1 protein-coding gene is annotated in these 1,637 nt (G+C 31.2%); it reads right to left on the reverse strand.

The features are described 5' to 3' along the window. Positions 1-393: 393 nt before the first annotated feature. Positions 394-1,605: a tRNA (guanine(10)-N(2))-dimethyltransferase gene (locus ACKI67_RS06430; RefSeq protein WP_407462621.1), complete on the reverse strand. Its 1,212-nt coding sequence runs from the start codon at positions 1,603-1,605 to the stop codon at positions 394-396. Between the last annotated feature and the right edge of the window lie 32 nt (positions 1,606-1,637).

Raw genomic sequence — 1,637 nt, forward strand, 5'->3', positions numbered from 1 at the left:
ATTTTTATATATAAATTTTTATGTAAATTTTGTTTATTTTGCTTATTTTATTCTATATTTTGATAAATTTTATTAATATTAAAATATTTTAATACTAAATAAATATTTTTTTATTTAAATTTTATTTTATTATTTTAATTAGTTATTGATAAATTTACACTTTTAAATCGCATTTTAATGCAATTAAATTTGATAAAATTAAATTATAGTTGATTAGATTGAGTTTTCGCCTTAATCTATGGGTATTTTATCCAAATTTCCATTAATATTCGCTTAATTCTTTATAAAGTTAAGTATTCGCAAGAAAAATTTTATTATCAAGTAATTTTTTTAATTTTATTTAATACTTCTTATAAATTAAAAATGTTATATTTGTAAATTGTTCATAATTCCTTATTCATTGACTATTTCTCGAACAATTTCCATCAATTCCTTATTGTTGGCATCGGTTTTTATACCAAGTGGGCTGTAATGTGTCTTGACTGCAATGAATCCTTCCTCTTCAAGTTTGTCAAATACCTTATCAAACTTAGGAGCACTGATTTTCAATGCTCTGCAAACCTTATGGATGTCATAAAATGTGCTTGGTGCATTCGCCTCTATTTTACATGAATTCAGTAATTTCAAAACCTTTTCTTTTTGATTAAGCTCTTTTTCATCAGCTATTTCAATCATTGAATCAATGAATTCCTCATTTTGAACAGGTCCTAACCACATAGGGCCTGCTGCAATCAGTTTTTCACCACATTCTGGACAAGTTTCAGGAATGCTAGTTGCAAGACCTTTGAATTCTCCTCTGTATAGGCAATGGTTGCAGTGAGCAATATATCCGATGTTTTTCAATGATTCGTCGGTTGCTTTGGATCCTTTCCTTACCTTAAGATAGGTTCTCATATAATGTTCACTGCTGTGGGACATCTTCACTTCAATGTATTTCTGGTATTTTGCAAGTGTCAATGCTGCAAACCCTATAAGGATTCTAATACCGTTTTCATGGCAGTATTCGCTTTTATATGATTTTGCATTGTATTTTCTGATGCATGGTTCCACATATGTTCCGCAAAGACATGAGGTATCTGTTGCGGTTAAGCAAAGAAGGGAATCTCTCTTGAGGTTATATCCTGCAGAATCCACAAATGGTGAAGGGGTACCGAATGGGTCTATGTCAATGACATCAAATCTTCCCATATTGCTTCTAAGTTCATTGTTTGCCTCTTTTTGGTCTATCTCCACTTCAACTTCATTGAGTTCTGCATTGATTCTTGTAAATTCATTTGCAAGGGGGCTGATGTCGTTTACTGCAACATCTCCAACTCCATCAATTTCCTTTTTATAGCGTATTCCCCTTATTCCACTTCCACCAAACAAATCGCATATGCTTATTTCCCTATCTACTTCCCTTTGGTATGCTTGAAGTGCAAGGATTGAAGTGTCCCTATTGAATTCCATTCTTGGATTATAGAAAACAGGAGCATCTGATGAAACCTTATCGAAGTCTGGGAATTTTATCTTCACTTTGCCCTCTTCGATTATTTTCAATTCATCTTCACTGTATGTTTTTATTTCAGTGTCGTAATTATTTTGATAATTATGATTATTTTCCATATTATTGTTCCTTATCATTTGTTGATATTCTT

The sequence above is a fragment of the Methanobrevibacter sp. genome (genome assembly GCF_045577275.1).
Taxonomy (GTDB): domain Archaea; phylum Methanobacteriota; class Methanobacteria; order Methanobacteriales; family Methanobacteriaceae; genus Methanobrevibacter.